Source organism: Streptomyces sp. NBRC 109706, from assembly GCF_000974485.1.
Classification (GTDB): Bacteria; Actinomycetota; Actinomycetes; order Streptomycetales; family Streptomycetaceae; genus Streptomyces.
In genome coordinates, this window is the sequence record NZ_BBOM01000006.1 from 565,867 (window position 1) to 588,859 (window position 22,993).

Annotated in this window: 12 protein-coding genes; 10 read left to right on the forward strand and 2 right to left on the reverse strand. The window is 71.9% G+C overall.

The genetic code is table 11. The annotated features are described in order from the left end of the window. Positions 1-109: 109 nt before the first annotated feature. Entirely contained in the window at positions 110-1,483 is a 1,374-nt protein-coding gene (gene aroA, locus AOM46_RS12780) for a 3-phosphoshikimate 1-carboxyvinyltransferase (RefSeq protein WP_370592694.1), read from the reverse strand. A 251-nt stretch (positions 1,484-1,734) separates the two neighbouring features. Beyond that, a complete protein-coding gene (locus AOM46_RS12785; RefSeq protein WP_062209990.1) occupies positions 1,735-2,238 on the reverse strand; it encodes a flavin reductase family protein in 504 nt (167 codons plus the stop codon). A gap of 566 nt (positions 2,239-2,804) precedes the next feature. Here AOM46_RS12785 and AOM46_RS12790 point away from each other — a divergent pair. The 10 genes from AOM46_RS12790 to AOM46_RS12835 all read left to right on the forward strand — a co-directional run bounded on the left by AOM46_RS12790 (position 2,805) and on the right by AOM46_RS12835 (position 22,985). Further along, positions 2,805-4,046: an acetyl-CoA carboxylase biotin carboxylase subunit family protein gene (locus AOM46_RS12790; protein WP_062209993.1), complete on the forward strand. Its 1,242-nt coding sequence runs from the start codon at positions 2,805-2,807 to the stop codon at positions 4,044-4,046. A gap of 58 nt (positions 4,047-4,104) precedes the next feature. After that, positions 4,105-5,196: a DUF1611 domain-containing protein gene (locus tag AOM46_RS12795; protein ID WP_062209996.1), complete on the forward strand. Its 1,092-nt coding sequence runs from the start codon at positions 4,105-4,107 to the stop codon at positions 5,194-5,196. A gap of 32 nt (positions 5,197-5,228) precedes the next feature. Continuing rightward, positions 5,229-6,545 carry an acetyl-CoA carboxylase biotin carboxylase subunit family protein gene (locus AOM46_RS12800; protein WP_062209998.1) on the forward strand — a complete coding sequence of 439 codons (1,317 nt, stop codon included), beginning with the start codon at positions 5,229-5,231 and terminating at the stop codon, positions 6,543-6,545. 114 nt (positions 6,546-6,659) lie between these two features. Further along, complete coding sequence (locus tag AOM46_RS12805; RefSeq protein WP_062210002.1) at positions 6,660-7,409, forward strand: iron-containing redox enzyme family protein; 750 nt, start codon at positions 6,660-6,662, stop codon at positions 7,407-7,409. A 156-nt stretch (positions 7,410-7,565) separates the two neighbouring features. Next, a complete protein-coding gene (locus tag AOM46_RS12810) occupies positions 7,566-8,441 on the forward strand; it encodes a phytanoyl-CoA dioxygenase family protein (RefSeq protein WP_062210004.1) in 876 nt (291 codons plus the stop codon). Positions 8,442-8,448: 7 nt separating this feature from the next. Continuing rightward, on the forward strand, positions 8,449-9,291 hold the full coding sequence (locus AOM46_RS12815) for a PhzF family phenazine biosynthesis protein (RefSeq protein ID WP_062210007.1): 843 nt from the start codon (positions 8,449-8,451) through the stop codon (positions 9,289-9,291). An 89-nt stretch (positions 9,292-9,380) separates the two neighbouring features. Then, positions 9,381-10,427, forward strand: coding sequence for an LLM class flavin-dependent oxidoreductase (locus tag AOM46_RS12820; protein ID WP_234313755.1), 1,047 nt, complete (start codon positions 9,381-9,383; stop codon positions 10,425-10,427). 175 nt (positions 10,428-10,602) lie between these two features. Next, positions 10,603-11,880, forward strand: coding sequence for an MFS transporter (locus AOM46_RS12825; protein WP_234313756.1), 1,278 nt, complete (start codon positions 10,603-10,605; stop codon positions 11,878-11,880). A 36-nt stretch (positions 11,881-11,916) separates the two neighbouring features. Continuing rightward, positions 11,917-22,650, forward strand: a complete 10,734-nt coding sequence (locus tag AOM46_RS12830) for a hybrid non-ribosomal peptide synthetase/type I polyketide synthase (protein WP_062210010.1) — start codon at positions 11,917-11,919, stop codon at positions 22,648-22,650. An 11-nt stretch (positions 22,651-22,661) separates the two neighbouring features. Continuing rightward, positions 22,662-22,985: a hydroxyisourate hydrolase gene (locus AOM46_RS12835; RefSeq protein ID WP_158920400.1), complete on the forward strand. Its 324-nt coding sequence runs from the start codon at positions 22,662-22,664 to the stop codon at positions 22,983-22,985. The last annotated feature ends 8 nt before the right edge of the window (positions 22,986-22,993 follow it).

A 22,993-nucleotide genomic window follows, 5' to 3' on the forward strand; every position in this document is an offset into this window, starting at 1 on the left:
CGGTGGTGCGGGGCGCCGTTCGTCGGGGGCTCCGGGGCCGCCGGGGCCGGACGTCGCGACGGGGCGCGCGGGCATGGATCCAGCCCGCACGCCGACATCGCTGCCAGGGTCAGCCGACGGGCTCGGCGGGCGCTTTCACGTCCTCGACGGTCGTGGTCCGCACGCCTGCCTTGGCGAACTCCTCAAGGAACGTGGGGAAGGACAGCCGGACGTCCTCGAAGCCCGAGAACTGGTTGGCGGACCGCATCCGCAGGCCGGCCACGAACAGCGACATGAAGATGCGGTGGTCGCCCCAACTGGACAGCGTGACGCCACCGGGGTACGTCTTGGCGCCACGGACCTCGAAGCCGTCGCAGACCCCGTCGTCGTACAGGACCTCGATGTCCACGCCCGCGCGGGTCAACTCGGCGGCCATGGCCTCGATACGTGACGCCTTGTGGAAGCGGGTGAGGCGTCCGCCGGTCACCCGCAGGCTGCCCTCCACATACGCCCCGAGGGCGGCCAGCGTGGGCACGATGTTGGGGCAGTCCCGCACGTCCACCTCGAAGTCGCCGCGGAGGCTGCCCGGCGGGTTGTCGACGGTCAGCGACGAGGTGGCCTGGTCGAAGGTGACGCTCACCCCGAGCTGCTCCAGGATCGGGACGATCGCGAACTCGCCCTGCATGCTGTCGCCGTACACGTTGGTCAGGACGGTCCGGCCCGGGAAGAGCGCGGCGGCGGCCAGCAGGTAGGAGGCCGAGGTGTAGTCCTCGCGGGTGGTGACGTCCAGCGCCTGGTAGCGGGAGGGCTCCACCTGGTAGTGACGCAGGTCCTCCGACGCGGAGACCTTGATACCGGCGTCGGTCAGGCTCGCCAGCGTCTGCCGGATGTACGACTGGGAAAAGACCTCGCCCGTCACCACGATCTCCACGGGCCCCTCGGCCAGCGGCGCGGCGAACAGGACGGCGGTGATGAACTGCGAGCTGATGTCGCCCGGCAGCCGGCAGGTGCCGCCCTTCAGGCCGCGCCCCCAGTTGATGACCGGGGCCTTGTTCTCGCTGACGATCGACTCGATGTCCGCGCCGAGTTCGCGCAGCGCCTGCAGCAGGGGTTCCATCACGCGGTTGCGCAGGGTCGCGTCGCCCGTCACCACGACCGGCGACGGGTTCACGGAGGCCAGCGCCGTCACGACGCGGAACACCAGACCCGAGCCGCGGGACTGGACGACGCGCCCGATGCGCGGGAACGACTGCCCGATGCCCTCGATCTCCAGGTGTCCGTCGTGCTCGGTTATCTTGGCACCGAAGGCACGGCAGGCGTTCTTCATGGTCTCCGTCTCGTCGCAACGGAGATCATTGAAAACCCGTGACGTGCCCTCGGCCAAAGTGCCGGTCAGAATGGCCCGTTGCGTCTCCGGTTTCGAAGAAGGGACACGGAACGTTCCGGAAAAGGAATCAACCGGATCAACCCTCAGCAGCATCCTCGTATCTCCTGTTTCCCTCATTCGCCGTCTGATGCTTTGCAAGCGATGTCGCTTTGACGTCCGGGGCGGCGATGTCCACGGAGCAGGAACCTGTCTTCCACCGCTTGGCGCTCAGTTGCCGGGGCGGCAGCTCGCGGAAAGCTCTTCGCGTGCAGGGCAGCCCTCCTCCGACGGTTGGGGGCGCGATATGAATTCTGTGTCCCCCGAGGTGTGCGGGCAATAGGTCCATCTGCCTATGGAATTTCCGGCATAACGGGGTTCATGGCCCTCGCTCAGGCCAGGAAGCGGAAGGACCGCTCGTAATAGACCATGGGGGTCCCCGCGTCCTCGCCCAGGCGCGTGGCCGACACCCGGCCGATCAGGATCGTGTGGTCCCCGGCCGGGTACCGGGCGTGCACCTCGCAGTCCAGCTCGACGAGCGCCCCGGTGACGGCCGGCAGTCCCTCGGGCGTCATGCACAGGTCGTCCGATGCGAACTTGTCGACGCCCTTGGTCGCGAACCGCTCGGCCAGCGGCCGGTGTTCGGTGCCCAGCACGCTCACCGCGAAGTGCTCGCAGGAGGTGAACGCCGCGAAGGAGTCGGCCGAGTTCGCCAGACAGACCAGGATCAGCGGCGGGCGCAGCGACACCGAACTGAACGAACTCGCCGTGAAGCCGCGCGGCACCCCGTCGTCGCCCAGAGTCGTCACGACCACGACCCCGGCGGCGAACCGGGCCATCGCCGCCCGGAAGTCCCCGGAGCTCGCCGGCCGTACGGTCTGCGTCGCTTCCTTCATGGCAGCACCACCACCTGTCCTGCGAGATTCAGTCCGGTTTCGAAGCCAAGATGCGGGGCCGTGTCCCCGCCGCGCGCGGTACCGGCGATTTCCGCGGAGCGAGAAGATGTCGTCCCACCGCTTGGCGCTTCGATGCCGGGGCGGCAGTTCGGAAAAAGCGTCCTGCGCGTGCACGGCAGCCCTCCTCCGGCGGTGGGGGCGTGACAGGGATTCTGTGTCCCGTGCGGCGCGCGGGCAATAGGTCCATCTGCCCATGACGTTTCCGGCATAAAGGCGCCCGGGCCGTCATCGACGCGCCGTTCACCGGCGAACGTGACCCCGGGTGTCGGGCCCGTCGGTCGGTACGCGGCAACCGGCGGCAGCCGCAACGCCGGGGCGTTGGGACATAGGTCCTATTCTGACCAGGCCGGTCCCATGCGAGGCTGAGGCAGCGCGAACAACAGTTGGGGGAGTTCCCGGGAATCGGTTTCGGGATCATTCTTCGGTTCCCCAAAGGCCCGCCGCCGTCAACCGGCCGCCCCGGCCGGGCGTGTCCATGCATCCCGTGAACCGTGAGGACGATATCCATGTCCGGCGCAATCCTGTTCCTGAACCGCTGGCCCTTGCACGAGGACGAGCGGCGCTGGGAGAACCGCCTCGCGGATCCCGGGATCGTCTTCCGCCCGGAGACCGACCGCGTCACCTACATCTGCGACGAGGGCGGCCGCAGCGGAGTGCCGGCCGACGCCGAACGGGTCCATTTCGTACCGGACTTCGGCGATCTGGAGGGCGTGCTGGAGGTTGTCGACGCCGTCGTTCGCGACGAGGGCCCCTTCGACCACATCATCGGCTTCTCCGAGATGCTTCTCGACCTCGCGGCGACGCTGCGCGAGCGGTACCACGTCCCTGGCTTCGGCACCGAGGAGACCTCCAGGTTCCGCGACAAGACCGTCATGAAGGAGACCCTGTCGCGGGCCGGCCTCCGAGTGCCGCGCTGGGCGTCCTGTCGCACCGAGGAGCAGATCCACGCGGCCGCCGAGGAGTTCGGCTACCCCGTGATCGTCAAGCCGGTGCGCGGAGCGTCCAGCCAGGGGGTGCGCGAGATCGCCTCGGCCGAGGAGCTGCGGGCCCTGTGCGCCGAACGGAGCCTGGACGACCTGGAGATCGAGGAGTTCGTACAGGGCGAGATCCTGCATGTCGACGGCGTCCTGGACGCCACCGGCAAGCCGCTGTTCCTGTGCACCTCGCGCTATGTCTCCTCCTGCCTGGACTTCGAGCTTCTGAACGAACCGCTCGGCTCCGTCTTCCAGACGGACCCGGCGGTGCGCGGCCGCTGCGAGGACTTCGCCGTGCGCTGCCTGACCGCGCTCGGCCTGCGTAGCTCCGCCTTCCACCTCGAACTCTTCGACACCGGCGACGAGTTGGTGTTCCTGGAGGTCGGAGCCCGGGTGCCGGGCGCCGAGGTGCCCTATGTCATCAACGACGTCCACGGCGTGAACCTCTTCCGGCTGTGGGTCGACGTGCTGCTCGGCCGCCCGGTGGACCTGCCGGTCCACGACCCGGAGCTGAGCGGCGGCTGGCTGATCATCCCCGGCCCCAGGCCGCTGCCTCAGAAGATCACCGCGGCCACCTCGCTGCTGGGCGAAGTGCCCCATGTGTACCGGGAACTGGTGCCCAGGGCGGGCGAGGTCCTGATCCACCGGCCCGGCTCGTACGCCACGCTCCAGGCCGGCCGCTTCCTGTTCAGGGGCGGCACCCAGCAGCAGATCGAAGCGGCCGTGCGCCAGGCGCGGGACCAGTTCCGCCTGACGGCCGAGCCTGTCCCGTAGACCGCCCGAACCATCTCATGCCATCGGCAACCGAACCGTCGAGTCCGTGGAGGAAGACGTGGATCAGAGCCATGCGAAGCTGGCCGACAAGAACTTCGTGTTGTTCGCCGAGGGGTGCTTCGGGCTTTTCACCAGCAAGATCGCCGCCTCACTGATCCGCTATCGCGGCGACCGCTGCGTCGCCGTGATCGACAGCCGCAGGGCCGGCCGGACCGTCCAGGACGTCCTCGGCTACGGCGGCGCGATCCCGATCGTCGGCCGCGTCGAGCAGGCGCTGCACCTGCGTCCCGAGGTCATGGTCATCGGCAAGGGCCTGCACTCCGGCGAACTGCCCTCCGGCTGGAAGTCGCACATCCTCGCGGCCGTCGACAACGGCCTCCACCTGATCAACTCGATCCACTTCCGCCTCACCGACGAACCGGACATCGCCCGTGCCGTCCGGGAGAAGGGCGTCACCGTCTGGGAGACCAAGGACGCCCCGACCGTGCCGCTCAACCGGGCCCGCGTCCTGGACCTGGACACCTGGGTGATCCACACCTGCGGCAGCGACTCCAACATCGGCAAGAAGACCGCCGCCCTGCAGATCTGGAACGAGGCCAACCGCAGCGGCATCCCCACCGGCTTCGCCGCCACCGGCCAGAGCGGCATGCTGATCGCCGGCCGTGGCATCGCGGTCGACGGCGTGCCGGGCGACTTCATGGCCGGCGCCGTCGAACAGGTCGTCATGGACGCCGCCGCCGGCAACGAATGGGTCGTCGTCGAGGGCCAGGGCTCCCTCAACCACATCGGGTTCAGCGGCGTGGCCCTCGCCATCCTCCACGGCGCCCTGCCGCACGCCCTGGTCTTCTGCCACCGCCTCGGCGCCGAGCGCACCAAGGTCTGGGAGACGCCCATCATCCCCATCCCCGAGCTGATCCGCATGAACGAGGAGCTGACCGTCTTCGAACGGCCGGCCAAGGTCGCCGCCGTCAGCGTCAACAGCATCGGCTTCTCCGAGGAGGACTACCGCCGCGAGGCCGAGAAGCTGGAGGCCGACACCGGACTGCCCGTCGTCGACCCGGTCCGCGAGGGCGGCGCCGCCCGGCTCGTGGACATCCTGCGCACCCACCGGCGCGAGACCGCGGACCGGCTGCCGGTCCGACAGCGCTGAGGGCGGCCTCGGAACTCCCAGGAGACGTACAGATGAAGCGAGCAATCCTGCTCCTCATGCACCAGGGCAAGTCGTACACCGAGGAGATCGCCGCGGCCACCGCCGGGCTCGGCCTGCACCTGGTCGCGCTCAGCTCCCGGCCGCGGTCGCCGGAGGCCATGGCCGAGAGCCGCCGCCACCTGGCGGACTGCGTGGTCACCGAGGAACGCGAGCTGGGCTCGGGCGATCTCGACAAGGCCATGCGCGAACTCGCCGAGCGGGGCTACCAGGTCGAGGCCGCCCTCGCCACGTTCGAGGGCTACCGGCTCCTGATGGCCGAGCTGAACGAACGGCTGGGCGCGCGCGACTGCGCCGAGGCCGTGTTGCGCCTGTGCCTCGACAAGTACGAACTCCGCCGCCATCTCTTCGCCGAGGGACTGAGCGAGGTCGCCGTCCACCGGCTGGCCCCCGGAGCGATCCCGGAACTCGACCCGTCCGCACGCTGGTTCGTCAAGCCGGTCCGCGGCGCCTCGTCGTTCGCGACCTTCGTCCTGGACGATGTCGACGACCTGGCGGACCTGCCCGCGATCCAGGAGCAGATGCGCGCCGACCGGTCCATGAAGGCAATCTTCATGGACCGCTACGACTTCCTCGTCGAGGAGTACGTCGAGGGCCCGGAGTTCAGCTTCGAGACCCTGGTCCTGGACGGCCGGGTCCACCATCTGTGCGTCCACGAGAAGGCCCGCGTGGAACACCGGGAGCGGACCACCCTGGAGGGGATGTCGGTCAGCCCGCCCGTCAGCCTGGACCGTGCACTCGTCCTGGCGGGAGCCGACCATGTCACCCGCTGCCTCGACGCGCTGGCGGAACTCGGGACGACCGCCGGTGTCTTCCATATCGAGGTCAAGTACTGGGAGTCGAAGAAGCGCTGGGAGATCATCGAGATCAACCCCCGGATGGGCGGCAGCCTCATCGACGCCAGCGTTCACACCGTCACCGGGCACTCCCTCCTCGACCTGTGGACCGAGTCCCTGCTGCTGCCCGACGACGAGCGGGACGCCTTCCACGACCGGCTCACCCGCGCCTCCCAACTGGAGGCCCTGCGCACCGGCGCGGCCACCCGGGCGACCGTGTTCCTCAGCAGGTACGGGGAGAAGGGGCGGACCGTCGAGACGATCCGCTTCGAGCCGCCCACCCGCCCGCCCCGGATCCTGCGCGTCCACGCGGCGGAGGGAACCGAACTCGCGGCGTCCGACCGGGGGATCTGCCTGATGGACGCCCTGTGGGACGTGGCGGCCGACGACCTCGAAGCCGAGATCGCCTTTCTCGACCGACACGCGACGGACCACTTCCATGTCGGCTACCGCTGACCGCGCCGGACCCGCCGCCGCGCCCGGGCGGCACCCTCTGACCCTTCCGTGACCCCCGCGAAGCCCCCTCGCAAAGAACGTCTTCTTGCGAACCCTCTGGTGAAGGAGAACACGATGAACCGCGTGCTGAACAGCGGGATCAACCACCCGAAGCCGTTTTACAACGAGGAGCAGAGCCGTCTGAAGAAGGCCGAGCTCGACCGCTACATGGACAAGAAGATGGCGGAGTGGAAGGAGACCGTCCCCTTCGCCGACCACCTGACCGAGCCCGAGCTCCACCAGGCGTACTACCGCCGCACCCTGATCGAGCACGTGTGGCGGATCCGCCTCTCCCGGGTCAGCCAGACCAAGGCCATCTACAAGATCGCCCAGGTCGCGCCCAGGGCCGCCCGCGACTACGCGGAGTACCAGGCCGAGGAGATGCTGCACGACAAGCTGTACATCAGCGACGCCGCGGCCGCCGGCATCACCGAGGAGGAGATCCTCGCCACGGAGCCCTACCTCTCCACCCGCCTCCTTGAGGGCTTCTTCTACTACACCCTGGAACACGAGTCGATCATCGCCCCGGTCGTCTCCAACTACCTGGTGGAGTACACCCAGGTCAAGCTGCAGCCGGCCATCGTCGACAACCTCCAGAAGCGGCTCGGCAAGGAGAACGTCAAGGGGCAGGCCGCCCACCTCCACGTCGACACCACCGAGGACCACTCCCAGGAGATGTGGGACATCCTCCACCAACTGCTGTTCAGCGAGGAGGACTTCCAGAAGGTCTTCAAGTACATCGACGACGTCCAGGAGATCCTTGCGCTGTTCTTCCGGGAGATCTACGAGGACACCGTCGCCAAGCACGTGAAGACCGCCGCGTGACCCGCGACAGCTTCGAGGCACGTGGCAGGCCCATGTGTCCGGGCGGCGCCGGCTGAACCGCCGCGAGGCCGCCGGGCGGTCATCGCCCGGCGGCCCCCGTAACGGACCCCGCCCCTCCCGAGAGCATCCCGCCGCCCAGCAGAGAGGAACCCGCCCATGTCCGCACCCGACACGGCCGCGCTCGTCAAGGACTACCAGGAGAACGGCTTCGCGGTCGCCGAGCGTCTTTTCGACGCGAGCGAGGTCGCCGAACTCAACAACGCCATCACGGAGATCCTGGACGTCCCCGACATCGGCTCCGTCGCCGAGGTGGAGCCTGGCGACAACGGCCTGGCCCGCCGGATCTGGTCGCCCACCAAACAGCACTCCGCGTTCGAGCGGGCCGCCGCCCACCCCAGGCTGCTGGACCATGTCGAGGCGCTGATCGGCCCCGACATCCTGTTCCACTACAGCAAGCTCCACCTCAAGGCCCCGCAGGTGGGCAGCGTCGTGGACTGGCACCAGGACTTCTCCTACTACCCCCACACCAACACCGACCTGGTGACGGCCCTCGTCTATCTCGACGACACCACCACCGAGAACTCCGCCCTCCAGGCCATCCCCGGCTCCCACCGGCGCGGCCTCGCCGACCACTACGTCGACGGCTACTTCCGCGGCAAGGTCGCGGGTGCCGGCGCGCCCGACCCGGCGCTCGCCGTGCCCATCGAGGCGCCCGCCGGCAGCGTGGTCTTCATCCACTGCCTGCTGCTGCACTACTCCTCCTCCAACACCTCCGACCGGTACCGCCGCGCCTTCCTGCCGGCCTACCGGGCGGCCGACGCCTACCCGATCCACTTCGGCGCGCACGCCGGCCACAACGAGCCGGGAGTGCGGCTGCTGCGCGGCAGCGTGTCGGACACGGCCCGGGTGGAGGCCGGGGCGTGGCGTCTCCCGCTCGCCGAGCGGCCCTTCGGCTCGCTCTTCCAGCTCCAGGAGGGCGCCGACAAGGTCACGGCGACCACCGGGTACGCCACGCTGGAGGAGGCGAAGTGACAGCCCCATGAGCACGCCGAACGTGACGGTCGTCCGCGCCTGCCTGCGGGGCGGCGCGGGCGGCAGCCCCACGGTCGTCGTCCAGGACGAGCCGCACGGCCCGTCGCCGGACGACGACGAGCGGCGCCGGATCCCCGTCGCACGGGGCGCCTCGCACGCCGTGTACCTACGTCACGTCGGCGACACGACCGAGCTGCGCTTCTTCACCGAGGAAGGGGAACTACCCGCCTGCGGGCACGGAACGGTCGCCGCCCTCGCCTTCCTCGCCGCCCGGCACGGCGGCGCCGGGCCCTACCGGGCCACCCTCCGTGCCGGGGGACGCGTCTTCGCCGGGCGCGCCGAGCGCGACGGCGAGCTGATCACCGCCGCCTTCGACCCGGGCCCCGTCGACCTGCGCGAACCCACCGATGAGGAACGCTCCCTCGTCCTTTCGGCCCTCGGCCTCGCGCCCGACGAGACCGGAGCGAACCTCCGGATCGCCGGCGTGGGCCGTGAACGCGTTCTGGTGCCGGTCCCCGGCCGGGCCGCGCTCGCCGGGCTGCGCCCGGACCTCGACCGCCTCAGGGCGGCCTGCGACCGGTTCGGCCTGCTCGGCGCCTACGTCCACTCGGAACCCTCGCCCGAAGGCGCGCTCGCGGCCCGGATGTTCGCCCCCTCGATCGGCGTTCCCGAGGACATCGCCAACGCCAACGGCACGGCCTGTCTCGCCGCGCACCTGGCCGGCCGGGGCATCCACCGGATCGCCGTCGACATGGGCGACGCCCTCGGCAGCCCCGCCACCGTCACCGCCGCGGCGGGACCGGATCTGCGGGTCGAGATCGGCGGCGCCGCGAGGGTCCTGACGGAGTGAAACCAAGAGAACTTGAGCGATCGAAAGGTGAGAACGTGGTCGTCAGTGGCTTGCCAGGCCAACCGTGGTCGGACTCGAACGAGCTGAGAGTGCACTGGAACTCGCCGCTCAGCGGGCAGCAGAAGGCGTCGGGGAAATACCGGATCGGCGAGCTCGACTTCGACGGGATCGTCGACTTCGCGCAGGAGGCGGACAGCCTGGGGGTCGATTCGCTCCTCATGGGGATCGGCAACCACATGCCCGATCCGCTCCCGATGCTCGGCGCCCTGGTCCGGGAGACCAAACGCGTCAAGTTCCTTCTCGCCTACCGTCCCGGGCTGCTCCCACCGACGCTTTTCGCCCAGGTGGTCAACACGGTCTCGTGGATGTCGGACGGACGAATATCCCTCAACCTGGTCGCCGGCACCTCCCCGGCCGAGCAGGCGTACTACGGGGACTTTCTCGCCCACGACGAGCGCTACGCACGCTCCAACGAGTTCCTGGACATTCTCCACCGACTCTGGCGCGGTGAGACCCCGCTCTGCTACGACGGCGACCACTACTGCGTCAAGGATGCCCAGGTCGGCCTGGGTTACAAGGGCGGCGGCCGGCCCGAGATATACATCAGCGGGGCATCCGAGGTGGCCCAGCAGACCGCCGTCGACCACGGCGACTGCTGGCTGCGGTACGGCGACACCCCCGAGGGAATGGCGGCGGCCGCGAAGTCCGTCCTGACGCAGGGCGGCCGGGTGGGAACGCGCATGCATGTGCTGGCGAGGGAGACCCGGGCGGAAGCGCTGGCGGATCTCGCCGAGCTGATGCGCGATCCCGACGAGGAACACCGGAAGTGGATCGCGAACGCCGTGGCCGCATCCGATTCCGTGGCGGTGAACACCTCCTTCCAGCTGGCCGATTCCACGGAGGACGACTGGCTTTCTCCCATGCTGTACTCCGGCGCCGTGGCCTATCGCGGTGGGCCGGCCCTCTGCGTGGTGGGCAGCTACGAGGAGGTCGCCGCCTATCTCTACGAGTACAAGGCGGCCGGGATCAGCGAGTTCATCTTCTCCGGCTGGCCGACCCGGGACGAGATGCGGATCTTCTACACCCGGGTGCTGCCGCTGTTGCGCCAGCACGAACGCGCCGAGCTGAAGGTGTGAGGGCCGGCCCGCCTCCCAGGACCTGAGCGGCCGCGTTCGTGAAACCCGGTCCGTCAGGTGGTGCCGCGCCCCCGACCGCCCGCACGGCGGAGCCGTGTGCCCGCATCCGGGGCACAAGGCTCGGGACCGGTTCCTTGGTGCCACCCGAACCACGCATACGCATACGGGGAGTTCAGTGGAGCAGACCCTGCGAGGCGAACCGGCCTCGATCGGATGGCGTGTCCGGGCCCTGGTCGCCGGATACTCCCTGTCCGCCTACGGGAACTTCCTCAACCTGATCGCCCTGAGCCTGTTCACGTACCAGGTCGTGGGCACCGCCCTCGGCCTGGGCGCAGTGATGGCGCTCCGGCTGTTCTCCGGCGTGCTGGCCGGCCTGGGCGCCGGCGCGATCACCACGGCCCTCGGCCGCCGCACGGTGATGATCGGCGCCGACCTGGCGCAGGCCGTCGCGATGACGGTGCTCGCGCTCAGCGCCCGCGACCCCTCGCTCGTCCTGCTGCTGGGCGCGGTCGTCGTGCTCGGCGCGGGCAACACCCTGTTCACGGTGGCGCTGCGCAGCGCCGTGCCGGTGATCGTGGGCCATGACCAACGGACCAGGGCCAACGGGATGCTGGTGACCGCGCGTTCGTTCGCCACCGTGCTCGGCTACGCCTCGGCCGCGGGCATCATCGCCGTCGGCGGGTACGGCCTCGCGTTCGCGGTGAACGGGGCCACCTTCGTGGTGTCGGCCGGGGCGGTGCTGGCGCTGCGGCCGCGTACCGATGTCGAGGCGGAGTCCGACGCCGGCGCGACCGCCGACGCGGCGCGGGGGGAGTCGGCCCCCGGGCGGCCGCCGGGCGCCCTGAGCTGGCGCCCGGCGGCGGGGATTCCGGCGCTGTTGCTCGGGATGCTGCTGCTGCGGGGCGTCGACGCGTTCGCCTCCTCCTCCCACAACGTGGCCCTGCCGATCGTGGCCGACCTCAGGTTCCCGGACAATCCGGCGCTCTTCATGACCCAGTTCTGGGTCGCCTGGGCCGTGGGCACCTCCCTCTCCCACCAGCTGCTCAGCCGTTTCCGTGGGGAGCGGGTGTACGGCGCGCGGGTGTTCGCGCTCGGCACCGGCGTCATGTCGATCTCGTTCGCGCTCGCCTTCACCGGGCTCCCGGTGCCCGCCCTGATCGTCGCGGCCCTGGTGGCCGGCCTCGCCGACGGCTGCACCGAGATCGTGTATGTCTCGCGCCTGCAGGCGGTACCGGAACGGGAGCGCGGCCGGCTGTTCGGCCTGTCGGCCTCCGCCGAGACGGCCGGATTCAGCGTCGGAATGCTCGGCGCCGCAGCGGCACTTGAGGGCCTTCCCGCGTTCACGGTCGTCGCCGCGTTCCATGGCACGGCCCTGTGCGGGGCGTTGGCCCTCGCGCTGTATGTCGCGCTCCGTCGCCACGACGCGCTCCGGCCGCACCACCAGCCGTCCTGACTCCCGGCACCACCGATCGCTGAAGAAGGGACACACATGGCACGCGCACGGGATCACGCCCTTTGCCGAGGCCCTGAGCCGGAGTTCACCGCCGATGACCCCCGCGACGCGGTCCAGGCCCTGCTGCGGGCCGCGGCCGCGGCCGCGGCGGACGGGGCGGGAGTGGTCACCGTGGGGTCGCGCGGCGAGGACAGCACGCTTGCCTACCCCGAACTCCTCGACCTGGCACGACGGTTCGTGACCGGGCTGCGCGCACACGGGGTGCGGCCCGGGGACCCCGTGGTCCTGTGCGGGCTGCCGCTCGCCGAGTTCTTCCCGGCCTTCTGGGCCTGTGTCCTGGCCGGGGCCCTGCCCGTGTCCCTCGCCGACCCGCCGACTGCCGGCTCGGCGGCCTCGCAACGGCTGCGGCACACCCGCGCGTTGCTGAAGGATCCCCTTGTCGTCACCGATGTCCGGGGCGCGGCCGGCCCGGCGCACGCCGAGGGGGACGGGCGGGTGGCGGTCGCGGCCGACTGGGTCGGGCACCCGCCGACATCCGAGCACCATGAGCCCCGGGCGTCGGACACCGCGCTCCTGATGCTCTCCTCCGGCAGCACGGGCGCGCCCAAGGCCGCGCGGCTCACCCACGCCGGGCTCGCGGACTTCGCCGCCAGCACCCGCCGGATCCTGCCGGTACGGGCGGGCGACACCTTCGTCAACTGGCTGCCGGTGGACCACAGCGGGGCGTTCCTGCTCTACCACGTGCTCCCGGTCTTCGCCGGCTGCACGAATGTGCAGGCGCCGACCCAAACGGTGCTGACCGAGCCGCTGCGCTGGCTCGACCTGCTCCACGAGCACCGCGCCCAGCATGGCTGGGCCCCCACCTTCGGCTACCGGATGGTCGCCGACGCGCTGGCCGAACGACCCGAAGGACACTGGGACCTGAGCGCCCTGACCACGCTGGTCTGCGGCGGTGAGCAGATCGTGCTGCCGGCCCTTCGGGCCTTCCTCGACGCCACCTCGGGCTTCGGCGTCCGTGCGGACCATCTCGTCCCCGCCTGGGGCATGGCCGAGACGGTCACCGGGATCACCTACGGCCGGCTCGACCGGCCGGGAACCGTGCACCGCCTCGTCAAGTCCTCTCTCGACGGCGAACTGCTGAGCGCCGACGAGGACACCCCGGACGACCGGTGCGTCACCTTTGTCGCCGCCGGATCGCCGGCCCACGGGACGACCCTGCGCATCGTCGACGGCCAGGGGCGGCCGCGACCCGGCCGCAGGATCGGCCGGTTGCAGGTGCGCTCGCCGGCGCGGCTGACCCCGGGGTACGTCGACGACCCGGACGCCGACGCCGCCGCCTACCCGGGGGGCGACGGCTGGCTGGACACCGGCGACCTGGCGTTTCTCGCCGACGGCCAGGTCGTGATCACCGGCCGCCGGAAGGACGTGATCATCCTCAACGGGCACAACGTGTACGCCCACGAGGTCGAGACCGTCGCGACGGCGGTGGCCGGGGTACGCCCGGGCGAGGTGGCCGCCTGCGGGATACCGGACGCCGAACGGGGCACGGAGCAGCTTGCCGTGTTCTTCGTCGGCGGCGGCACCGAGGACGACGCCGGCGTCGCACGGCAGGTGCGGGCGGAGCTGTTCACCCGCCTCGGCCTGACCGCCGCACACATACGACCCGTCGCCCGGGCCGAGTTCCCGCGCACGCCCGCCGGCAAGGTGCGGCGTGCCGAGCTGCGCGACCGGTTCGTCGCGGGAACTTTGGGCGCGGGCCCCGGCGACGACACCTCTCCCGGGAACGACGACGCGGTGAACGACGAGGCGTCGGGCGACGCCATCGGGCGTGCGGTGCGTGAGGAGTTGGCCTCCGTTCTCGGTCGCCCCGCCGGGGCGACCGTGCCCTTCTACGAACTCGGCCTGACCTCCGTCCAGTTGGTGCGGCTGCGGGGGCGCATCGAAGAGCGCCTTGGCCGGGGGATAGCCCAGACCCTCCTCTTCGAACACCCCACGGCGGACGCGCTCACCGCCCACCTCACGGCGAGCAGGAAGCTCCCCACGCGGACTCCCCGGCCGGCCCCGGGCAGCGGCGAGGAGACCGACCGACGGATCGCGGTCATCGGCATGGCGCTGCGCTTCCCCGGGGCCGACTCACCACAGGACTTCTGGCGGAACCTGCGCGACGGCGTCGACTGCCTCACCGTCTTCGACAAGGCCCAACTGGCGGCCGCCGGCCTCACCCCCGAGCAGGCGAACGCTCCCGATCGCGTCCCGGTCGCCGGAGTCCTCGACGGTGCACTGGACTTCGACGCCGACTTCTTCGCGCTCAGCCCCGCGGAGGCCCGGCTCACCCACCCCGGGCACCGCCTCCTCCTGGAGTGCTGCCACCGGGCGCTGGAGGACGGCGGCTACGCGGGCGCCCGACAGCACACCAGGATCGGCGTGTTCGCCGGCACCGGCATGCACCTCTACGACCACCAGCAGGACGGACACCCCCCGTACGCCGGGCGCGAGGAGTGTGAGGACGGCGGCGACCCCGTCACCGGTATGCAGCAAACCATCGGGCGGCAGCCGGACTTCGTCGCCTCCCGGGTCGCCTACCGGCTCGGTCTCACGGGGCCCGCCATCGGCGTACAGACGGCCTGCTCCACCTCGTTGGTCGCCGTCCACCTGGCGGCGCAGGCCCTGCTGACCGGTGACGCCGACCTGGCGCTCGCCGGCGCCGCCGCCGTACACCTGCCGCAGGAAACCGGCTACCGCAGCCATCCCGGCTCGATCCTGTCCCCCTCCGGGCGCTGCCGCGCCTTCGACGCGGAAGCCGACGGCACCGTGGGCGGCAACGGAGTGGCGGCCGTGCTGCTCAAGCGCCTGGACCGGGCGCTGGCCGACGGGGACACGGTGCACGCGGTGATCCTCGGCTCGGCCGTCAACAACGACGGTGCGGAGAAGACCGGCTTCACCGCACCCGGCGTGGCGGGACAGGTCGCCGTCGTCCGGGAGGCGTTGTGCCGGGCCGCGATCCCGGCCGACACCGTCACCTATGTGGAGGCGCACGGCACCGGGACACCGCTGGGGGACCCCGTCGAGTTCGAGGCGCTGGGCCGGGCGCTCGCCGAGGGCACGGAGCGGACCGGGTTCTGCACGGTCGGCTCGGTGAAGCCCGCCGTCGGACACCTCGACAGCTGCGCGGGCATGGCGGGCCTGATCAAGACGATCCTGATGCTGCGCCACCGCACCCTGGTGCCGACCCTGCACCTGAACCAGCCCAACCCCCAACTGAACCTGCATGGTGGCCCGTTGCGCCTCGGCACCGAGCTGCGGCCCTGGTCGGTGCCCGCCGGGACACCCCGCCGGGCCGGGGTCAGCGCACTCGGCGTCGGCGGCACCAACGCCCATGTCGTCCTGGAGGAGGCCCCGGCATCCCGCCCCGTGGCCGCGCCCGAGCGGCCCGCGCTCGTCCCCCTCTCGGCGCGCGACACCGAGGCCCTGCGGGAGCTGACGGAGAACCTGCGCGCCCACCTGGTGAGCGCACCGGACACGGCCGCCGCCGATGTCGCGGCCACCCTGGGGCGCGGTCGCCCGCACCACACCGCGCGCCTGGCCGTGGTGGGCGCCGACGCCGGGGAACTCGCCCTGGCCCTGGAGCGACGGCCGGCTCCCCCCGCGCCGTCCGGGCCGCCGGCCTTCGCCTTCCCAGGCCAGGGCAGCGCCCGGAGCGGCATGGCCCGGGGAATCCACTCGGGGTTCGCCGAGGCCCGTTCGGTGGTGGACCGCTGCGAGCGCGTCTACGCCGAGGAGTTCGGCGGCAGCCTGCTGCCGGTACTGCTCGGCGAAGCCGGGGACCGGGTGTGGCCCACGGAGGTGGCCCAACCCGTCCTGTTCGCCCACCAGGCGGCGCTTCTCGCCGTCTGGCGCGCCTGCGGCGTGCGGCCCGCCGCGCTGCTCGGCCACAGCGTGGGCGAGTACGCGGCGCTGTACGCGGCCGGAGCGTTCACCCTCGACGACGGGCTGCGCCTCACCGCCCGGCGCGGCCGCCTGATGCAACGCGCCTGCCCGCCCGGCGCGATGCTCGCCGTCCACACCGACCTGGCGACGGCCGAACGCGTCGCCGCGACGGCCGGCGTCGAGATCGCGGCGGTCAACGGGCCAGGCGCGCATGTCCTGTCGGGGACCTCGGAAGCCCTCGCCGAGGCCGCGCTCCTGCTCGACCGCGACGGCATCCAGCACCGCGCCCTCCCGGTCGACCGGGCCTTCCACTCGGCCGCCCTCGACGCCGCGTTGCTCGAATTCCGCGCCTTCGCCGAGGAGTTGGCCTATGCGCCGCTGCGCGTGCCCCTCGTCAGCGGTCTCGACGGCGAGGCGCGTCCCGTGGGCTGGACCGTCGACGCCCGGTACCTGTGTGCCCAGGCGCGGCGGCCGGTCCGCTTCGACCTCGCCGTGGCCACGGCGGCGGAGCTGGCCAGGGGCGGCTTCGTCGAGATCGGCGCCGGGCACACCCTCGGCGGCCTGGCCCGGCACCAGATCCCCGAGAGCCGTTGGCTGCGCGGTCAGGGCACGGGCGACGACGCCGCCGGGCAACAGCGCGGCGTGCTGCGCTCACTCGGCGAGCTGTACCGCGCCGGGGCGGAACTGGACTGGGAGTTCATCGCACGCGGCGGCGGCCGGATCCCGCTGCCGGGGCACCCACTGCGCCGCGTGACGATCGCGCCCCCCGCGCCGCCCCACACCTCGGGCGACGCCGAACTGCTCGACAGCATCCGGGAGTTGACCGCGAACAAGCTGGGCACCGAGATCGCGGAGATCGTCCCGGACCGCTCCTTCCTGGAACTGGGCGCCGACTCGCTGTCCCTGATGGGAGTGGCCACGGAACTGCGAAACCGCCACGGCGTGCACCTTCCCGTCCGGGAGTTCTTCGAGACCGCGGACACCCCGCGCAAGCTCGCCGAACGCCTGGCCCGGCTGGGCGCGCGGGCGGCCGGACGACCACCCCGGGCCACGCCGGAGCCCGCACCCGCCCCGGGGGACGACACGCCACCGGCCGCGCCCGACCTGTTCGCCCGGCAACTGGAGCTCACCCGACACCTGGTCGACCAGGTCACCGGCGTCATCAACCGGCAGCTGGACGCCCTGGCCCACGCCGATGCCCCGCCACCCGCCGATCCGGCGCCACCCGCCATGCCCGCCGTGTCCGCCGTGTCCGCTGTGCCCACCGTGTCCGCCGCCCCGCCGAACGCCGGGGCGGCACCCGCCGCCACACCCCCCGCCACACCCACCGGCACTGTCGACTTCAGCCTCTACTTCTTCGGCGACTACCCGGACGACGCCGCCCACGACAAGTACGAACTGATCATGCGGGCATCCGAGTTCGCCGACCGGCACGCGTTCCACGCGCTCTGGCTCCCCGAGCGGCACTTCAACTCCTTCGGCGCGCTCTTCCCCAACCCGTCCGTCCTCGCCGCCGCCCTGGCGGCCCGCACCCGCCACATCCGGCTGCACGCCGGATCCGTCGTGCTGCCGCTGCACCATCCGGTCCGGGTCGCCGAGGAATGGTCGATGGTGGACAACATCTCCGGCGGCCGGGCGGGCCTGTGCTTCGCCAGCGGCTGGCACGCCACCGACTTCGCGCTCGCCCCGGACGCCTTCGGACGCCACCGCGAGCTGATGTACGAACAGGCCGACACCGTACGCCGGTTGTGGTCCGGCGAACCGCTCACCCTGACCGGCGGGGACGGCGAGCCCGTCGATGTCACGCTGCACCCCAGGCCCCTCCAGAAGCAACCACCCCTGTACGCGGCGGTGGTGGCCAACCCCGACAGCTACCGGCGGGCCGCCGCCCACGATCTGGGCATCGTCACCAACCTGATGGCGCAGACCGTGGAGCAGCTGACGGCCAACATCGCCCTCTACCGCCGGACCCGCGCCGAGCACGGCCTCGACCCGGCCGCCGGCCGCGTCGTCGTGCTGGTCCACACCTACCTGGGCCCGGACGCGGCCCGGGCAAGGGCCGAGGCACAACGGCCCTTTGTGACGTATCTGCGCTCCTCGCTGTCCCTCTTCGACCAGGTGACCAACAGCCTCGGCTTCGACGTGGACCTCGCCAACACCCCCGAACAGGACGTCGAGTACCTGCTGGGCCGTGCCTACGAGCGCTACTGCGCCTCGCGCGCGCTGATCGGCGACGAGTCGACGGCCGCCGAGACGGTGGCCCGCCTGGTGGCGGCGGGTGCGGACGAGATCGCCTGCTTCGTCGACTTCGGCCTGCCGACGGAACGGGTACTGGCCGCCCTGCCGCTGCTCGACCGGCTGCGCCGACGGCGACAGCCGGCCCCCGAACACCGGGAGCAGGGAACCGACTCGGGCGAGCGCAGGCCGCTCACCCCGGCCCAGCGCCGCATCTGGTTCCTGGAGCAACTGCACCCGGGCACCAGCATGTACCACGAGCCCAAGGCGATCCGCCTGGACGGGCCGCTGAACACCGAGGCGCTGGGCCAGGCCCTGCGGCGGGTGGCCGACCGCCACCCCGCGCTGCGGACCGTCTTCCGCGAGGCGGACGGCGTCCCCTACCGGCAGGTACTGCCCCGGACGACACTCGACTGCCCCGTCGACGACCACCCGGGGGCGGACGAGGAGGAAGCGCTGCGGGCCGCGCTGGCCACCGAGGGACGACGTGTCTTCGACCTGAGCGAGGGCCCCCTCGTCTCGGCCAGGCTGCTGCGCCTCGCCCCCGAGCGGCACCTCCTGTTCCTGCTCGCCCACCACATCGTCTTCGACTCCTCCTCCACCCAGGTACTCGCCCGCGACCTGGCCGCGTACTACCGCGCCTGGCCCGACGGCGAACCCCCACTTCCCCCGCTGGGCCAGGCCGACCCCGAGCCCGCCGTCGACCCCGAGGCGACCGCCGCCTCCCTCGACTTCTGGCGGCGCGAACTCACCGGGGCACCGGACCTGGAGCTGCCCACCGACCGGCCACGCCCGACGGTACGCACCGGCCAAGGGGCAAGCCTCTCCCACGCGCTGGACGCCGAACTCATGGCGCGCCTACGCCAGTCGGCCGCCACCCAGCGGGCCACCGTGTTCATGGCGCTGACCGCCGCGATCGGCGCCGTCCTCGGCCGCTTCGCCGGCCAGTCCCACTTCGCGCTCGGCACCGCCGTCGCCGCTAGGCCCGAGGGCGCCGAACACGCCATCGGGCTCTTCCTCGACACGGTTCCCCTGCGCCTGGACCTGAGCGGCGACCCGGACTTCGCGACCCTGCTGCGCCGCGTCCGCGACACCAGCACGGCGGCGTACGAACACCGCGACCTGCCCTTCGACAAGCTGGTCGAGGCACTGGCCCCGCGCCGCGACCCGGGCCGCAACCCGCTGTTCCAGGTCATGGTGGAGTACGAACGCGAGGGCGAGATCGCCTTCGACCCGCTGACCGCCGCGCTGTTGGACGCGCCGAGCGAACGAGCCCCGTTCGACCTCAGCGTCTACCTGACCCACCACCGCGAAGGGCTGCGGTTCATGGTCGAGTACGACACGGCGCTCTTCGACCGGGCCACGGTGCGCCGGTTCGTGGAGTACACGGAGCAACTGCTGCGCCGCGCCCTCGAAACGCCCGACGTCCCGGTCGCCGAACTGGCCACCCCCACCGCCACCGACCGCGCCACGCTCAGACGCTGGGGCGGCTTCGACGTAGAGGCCCCCTGCGGTCCTGACACCCTGCACGGCCTCTTCGAGGCGCAGGCCCGCCGCACCCCGGCGGCCACCGCGCTTATCCACGACGAACTGACCGTCTCCTACGGGGAGTTGGACGCCCACGCCGACCGACTCGCCCACCGGCTGAGGCAGCGCGGCGCGGGCCGGGGCGAGCGCGTGGCGATCCTGCTGCCCCGCGGCCCCGAACTGGTCACCGCGCTGCTCGCCGTCCTCAAGAGCGGAGCCGCCTACGTTCCGCTGGACCCGTCCGCGCCGACACCCCGGCTGAACGGACTCCTCGACGACGCCCTCCCGGTCCTCCTGCTCACCGGTGCGCCCGCCCTCGAACGCCACCCGACGCTGACCGGCCCGACCACCCTGCTCATCGAGAACACCGACCCGTCCACGCCCCCTCCGCACCCGGCCCCGGCCGGCGAGGTACGGGCCGAGGACCCCGCGTACTGCGTCTACACCTCGGGCTCCACCGGCCGGCCCAAGGGCGTCGTCGTCCCACACCGCGGCCCGGCCGCCCTGATCCGAAGCCAGCTGACCCGGCACCCACCACTGCGCACCCTGCAGTGGACCTCGCACGCCTTCGACATCAGCGTTCAGGAGATCTTCACCACCCTCGCCTCCGGGGCCGCCCTCGTCCTCATCGACGACGAGACGCGGCACGACCCGGCGGCGCTCACCAGGACGGCGCGCCACCACGAGGTGCAACGGCTCTTCATGCCCTGCACCCCGCTGCGCTATCTGATGGAGACCGCACCCGAACTGCCCGCCCTGCGCGAGGTGTTGCACTGCGGAGAGGCGCTGCAACTCACCCCGGCGCTGCGCCGCTTCCTGGCCGCCCACCCGCGGTGCGCCCTGCACAACCAGTACGGCCCCACCGAGACCTCGATCATCGTCACCTCGCACCGGGTGGCGCCCGACGAGGGGCAGTGGCCGCCGATCGGGACGCCGGTGCCCGGGGCGCGCATCCAACTCCTCGACCCGGACGGGCGCGAGGTACCGATCGGCGCGGTCGGCGAGATCCGGGTGGGCGGCGCACCGGTCGCGCACGGCTACCACGGCCTCCCGGAGGAGACGGCGGCCCGCTTCGTCGACGACGGCACCGGGGCGGTGCGCTACCGCACGGGTGACCTGGCCCGCTGGCGCCCCGACGGCACCCTGGAGTACCGGGGACGCGTCGACGACCAGGTCAAGATCCGCGGTCACCGGGTCGAACCCGCCGAAGTACAGGGGGCGTTGAGCGCCCTGCCCGGGGTGCGCGACGCGGCCGTGGTGCCGCGGCGCGACGCGCACGGCGACCTGGAACTCGTCGCGTATGTCGTCCCCCGCCGCGCCGGGAACGGCGACGGCGCCGGCCTCGCGCGGCTGCGGGCCGCGCTGGCCGACGAACTCCCCGACCACCTCGTTCCCGGCCGCTGGGTCGCGCTGGACCGGCTGCCGGTCAACACCTCCGGAAAACTCGACCGGGGCCGCCTCCCGGAGCCGGGCGCGACCCCGACCCCGCACCCCTCGGGCGCCGAGCCCACCACCCTCCTGGAGAAGTCCCTGCACGAGCTGTGGTGCGCGGAACTGGGCGCCGGATCGCTGCCCGTCGACCGCTCCTTCTTCCAACTGGGCGGCCACTCACTCGGCGCGATCCGCCTGCTGCACCGCATGGCCGACGAGTTGGGCCTGCGGCTGTCGATGGCGGACTTCTTCCGTACCCCGACGATCAGGGCCCTGGCGGCGCGGGCCGGGAACGCCGAACCGGCGCACCGGGACGCGGCCCGGGAAACGGTCGTCGCCACCGCCCCGGCGACCTCAAGCCTGCGCCGGCTGTGGCACCGCCACCACCAGAGCGGCGACCCCGCCGTCTACAACGTGACCCACCGCGTCGACCTGCGGGGGGAGTTGCGCCCCAACCACCTGACACGGGCCCTGACGGCTCTGGTCGCCCGGCACGAAGCGCTGCGCAGCCGCTGCGTCCGACGGGACGGGGACCACCTCCTCGAAGTGCTCGCCGAGGTACCCGTCACGGTGCCCGTCGTCGATCTGACCGCCCACGCCACGGACGAGGACGCCATCGCACGCTGGACCAGGGACGAGGCGTCCCGGCCCTTCGCCATGGACGCGGCCCCCCTGTTCCGGTTCCACCTGGCCAGGGTCGCGGGGGACCGCTGGATCCTGCTGGCCGTGCTGCACCACGGGATCTGCGACGGCTGGTCGATGAACGTGCTGTGGCGGGAGCTGCAGGAGCTGTACAACGCCGCCTGCCGCGGCACCGAGGCGGAACTCCCCATCCCCTCGGCGCAGTTCACCGACCTGGCGCGCGCCGAACACCAGCTCTCCCCCCGGCGCCGCCGCCACCTTGAGGAGTACTGGCGCCATGAACTCGACGGCGCCCCCCTGCGGTTGGACCTGCCCTACGACCATCCCCGCCCCGCCACCCTGTCGGGGCGCGGCGCCCTGCACACCCACACCGTGCCCGACCGCACGGCCGGACAGGTCGCCGAGGCGGCGGCCGACCTGGGCACCACCCCCTCCACCGTCTGGGCGGCCGCCTTCGCCGCCTGGGCCGCCCGCCGGTGCGAAGGACCCGATGACGTGGTTCTCGCGACCTCAAGCGCCAACCGGGCCCAGGCGGGCCGCGAGGGGGCCGTCGGCTTCATCGGCGACGCCGTCCTCCTCCGCGCCCGCGTCGGCGCCGCCGCCACGTTCGCCGATCTGGTGGACCAGGTGGGCGCCTCGCTGTTCGCTGCGCTCGACCACCAGGACCTGCCGCTGAGCGAGGTGGCGGAACTGCTGGACGTCCGCCCCGACTCCGAGCTGTTCCCCACGGTGCTGTTCACGGTCGTCACCGCCCGGCCGCCCGTCCTGGACCTGTCCGGTCTGACGGCGACGATCAGCGGTGTCTCCGCGCGCACATCCGCCCGCAACGAGCTGTATGTCGTCGTATCCCCCGGTCCGGAGCGAACGACGCTCACCTTCGAGTACTCGACCGACCTCTTCGAGCCCGCCACGATGGAGAGCTGGGCATCCGACTTCACCCAGAGCCTGGCGCGGGCGACGGCCGACCCCTCAGCCCTCATCGCACCGCCGGTTCGAACAGAGGGCTGATCATGATGGACTTGACCGTAGAAGCGCTCGAGAGCCTCCACGGGCGCAGCGCCGCCGGCCTGCGCGTGCGGCTGGCGGCGCTCGTCGACCAGGAGTGGGTCCTGCTCGCCGAGCGCAAGACGGACGAACGCGGCCGGATCGACAACTGGGACGGGCCCGCCGAGAGCCAGGGGCTCTACCAGATCGTGTTCGACGTCGACCGGTACTTCTCCGGACTCGGCGTGATCCCCACCTGCCCCGAGGTCGTCACCACGTTCCGGATCTCCCGCGAGCAGGCGGAGTGCCGGGTGAGCCTCAACTTCTCGCTCCACCACTACTTCGTGGCCTTCTCCTGAACCGCCCC